Here is a 2985-nt window from a genome sequence, read left to right as displayed (position 1 = left end):
GGGGTAGTGCTTCATCACCATCTGTCAGGGACTCCTGATCTCCCCGGACCATCACGATCCAAGGCTCAAGTGTCCAGGACCAGGGGGCAACTCCCTTGACCACACCAACGAATACCTGCGTGTGCTGCACCGGGTCGACCGCGCCGCACGTGACCTGCACACGGCCCGGCACGGCGTGGAGGGCGAGACATCAAACCCTGCCGCCATCAGGGCGTACTCCGATGCCAAGCAGACCTACCAACGTGCCACCAACGATCGGGACGAAACGCTCGACGCCCTGCTGCGCTGGCTCTGGGACACCACCGCCGAACCCATCCTGACCGCACTCGGCCTCGGCGGTGTTGCTGACCCCAACACACCGCTTCCGCGGCTGTGGTGGTGCCCCACGGGCCCGCTGACCATGCTCCCGCTTCATGCCGCCGGGTACCACGACATAGACCAGCCGACGGGACGAACAGTGCTGGACCGCGTGGTGTCGTCCTACACTCCGACCCTGCGCGCCCTCGTCGAGGCCCGGCGACCGCTCCGCCCTCAGATGACAAGTGACCGCATCCTGATCGTGTCGCTGCCGGACACGCCCGAAGAGGCTCCCCTGATTGACGTCGAACGCGAGCGGGACCTCTTGACCGCGCTGTTTCCCGACAAACACACCTTGCTCGAAGGAGAACAGGCCACCGGTGCGTCAGTGCTCGAGGAACTACCGCGCCACCGATGGGCCCATTTCAGCTGTCACGGCGGCCAGGACCTGCGCAACCCGTCCCACGGCGGCCTGATCCTGCATGACCGGACCCTGACCGTAGCCGACCTCGCCACCCGCCAGCACGCCGGAGAGTTCGCGTTCTTGTCAGCATGCAAGACTGCGGTGGGCGGCATCACGCTTCCCGACGAAGCGATCAACCTCGCCGCAGCCCTGCACCACACCGGTTACCGCCAAGTCATCGGGACCCTGTGGTCCGTGCACGACCACGCTGCAGCCGACGTCGCGGAGACGGTCTACGCACACTTGACCATCGCCGGAACCTTCACGCCCCGCGCAGCCGCACGAGCCCTGCATGCTGCGGTTCGTCAGCTCCGCGACGACGCACGCCTGCCCATCGGTGCCTGGACACCTTTCACCCACACTGGCCCCTGAGGCCGACCTTACAGGAGCGTCGATGAACGACCGGTCGACACCGTTGCCATACCATGAGATTACCGACGAGTCTTACGCGACCTGGGCTGCCCAACATTTCACGGTAGAGCAGATCCGCCCCGGCACAATGGTCCTACGCGGTCCGTGTCCGCGCTGCGCCAGCATTATCGATATCCCCGTCGTTGACAGCCTCCTCATGCGGCTGTCGATCAGAAGGCGAAATGCGGGGTGGCGCAGTCAGACTTCCGCGGCGAGTCGTCACCGCGTTGAGCCTATGATTTGTACCTGCAACGATCCGCACCCCGACCGGCCCGACGGCGCTAACGGCTGCGGCGCCTACTGGACTCTGACGCTGGTCGCTAGGCAAGAACCATGACTGACCCATCCCTTACGTCACTGAGCACACCGCGCTACCGCCTCGTCCCTGGGCCGGCGCCCGCCAACGCCAACGACCTGCGTTCAGCACAGGAACGTGACCGCCTCCTACGGACTGAACTGCCCCGAGTACGGCAAGCCGCCACAGCCTGGCGAAATGGTCTCGGCGCACTACTCGCCGCCTTGGTCGGCTTCGGGCTGGTCAAAGGCCGGTCCGACGTCGGACAACTGTCATCAGGCTGGGCTGCCACTGTCGGAGTGCTGCTGTTCGCCGCGCTCCTCGCCGGTGCCATCGGTGCGCTGCTGCTGATCCGAGCCGCACACGGCCGACCTTCCGTGGCCGACGTCCAACGGATTCCGCCGAGTCAGGCAGGCGACCACATCGAAGCGCTGGCCTCCGCCGATGCGTTGCGACGGGGCATCGCGCTGACCCTCGGGTGCACCCTGCTACTGGTCGTCGCAGTCGGCACCACCTGGTATGGGCCCGAACGTCGCAAGCCCGCCCTGCGCGTCACCGGTCCCACCGGCACGACCTGTGGTCATGTCGTGCGGTTGAACCAGGGCACAATCGTGCTGAAAACTGACGCCGGTGAGGTCTCCGTCGACCTCAGAGCCGCAGCAACCATTAGCCCGGTGGACAAATGCTGATTGAGAAGGCAACTGGTTGCCGATGTCGGCATCGCCATGTCAAAGGAGCGGGCCACCTGCATCCATCCGCGGTGGAATCGTCACTGTGGTCGAGCATCCGGCGAGCTCGCGATGCGGCGGATCGCCGCAATCATGTGGCGCCAGTCGCTCAGTTGAGTGATCTTGACGACGTCGCCGGTCTTTGGGGCCTGGATGACGATCCCTCGGCCGAGGTACATGCCGACGTGTCGCGGGTTGGACATGGAGCCCTCGCTGCCGGGGATGAGGATGAGGTCGCCGGGCAGCAGGAGCGCCGGATCGGGCACGGGCTCGCCGGCCTTGGCCTGGTCGGTGGTGACGCGGGGCAGGGAGATCCCAGCGGCCCGGTAGGCCTGCTGCACCAGGGAGGAGCAGTCGCACTGCTTGTCGGGGTCGCCGGAGTGCGGGTCGGTGCATGAGCCGCCGAAGTGGTACGGGGTGCCGAGCTGTCCGAGCGCCCAGAGGATCGCGGTGGTGACCTGCGGCGGGGTGTTGGCGGGCAGGGCGAATCCGGCCGGTAGGGCGGTGAGCGCGGCGGTGGTGCAGTCGGTCAGGGTGTTGGTCAGCTGGTCGACGAGCTGGATGGCATCGTCGGTCCATCTGGCGTACGCGTCGGGGAAGGCTGAGCGCTGGACTGCCTGCGCGGCCTGGGTGAGAGGCATGGTCTGCCAGCCGGGGATGGTAAGCAGGTTGTCGAAGAACTTCCCGGCCTGGTACTCGGGGCTTGACCCCTGATCCTGGACACGGGGGTTATGCGGCCGGGGCCAGCGTAGCTGGCGCTGGCCGGGTGCTCTTCTCGTAGGTGATCGGTG

General features: G+C 66.4%; 3 protein-coding genes. 2 read left to right on the top strand and 1 reads right to left on the bottom strand.

The window, feature by feature from the left end; all coding sequences use genetic code 11:
• Window positions 1–121: 121 nt before the first annotated feature.
• Window positions 122–1132 carry a CHAT domain-containing protein gene (locus ACIBTV_RS31375; RefSeq protein WP_396710803.1) on the top strand — a complete coding sequence of 337 codons (1011 nt, stop codon included), beginning with the start codon at window positions 122–124 and terminating at the stop codon, window positions 1130–1132.
• A 633-nt stretch (window positions 1133–1765) separates the two neighbouring features.
• Window positions 1766–2155: a hypothetical protein gene (locus ACIBTV_RS31370; protein WP_396710802.1), complete on the top strand. Its 390-nt coding sequence runs from the start codon at window positions 1766–1768 to the stop codon at window positions 2153–2155.
• An 80-nt stretch (window positions 2156–2235) separates the two neighbouring features.
• Here ACIBTV_RS31370 and ACIBTV_RS31365 read toward each other — a convergent pair whose 3' ends face one another.
• On the bottom strand, window positions 2236–2835 hold the full coding sequence (locus tag ACIBTV_RS31365) for a C40 family peptidase (RefSeq protein ID WP_396710800.1): 600 nt from the start codon (window positions 2833–2835) through the stop codon (window positions 2236–2238).
• Window positions 2836–2985: the final 150 nt, after the last annotated feature.

The sequence above is a fragment of the Micromonospora sp. NPDC049366 genome (assembly GCF_044466625.1).
Lineage (GTDB): Bacteria > Actinomycetota > Actinomycetes > Mycobacteriales > Micromonosporaceae > Micromonospora.
The sequence above is the reverse complement of the archived record's forward strand: the minus strand, read 5'-3'. Positions and strand labels throughout refer to the sequence as shown.

What these genes read in the sequence shown, in the direction of transcription:
- ACIBTV_RS31365 (WP_396710800.1), bottom strand. Translation starts at nt 2,835, where the DNA reads ATGCCTCTCACCCAGGCCGCGCAGGCAGTCCAGCGCTCAGCCTTCCCC.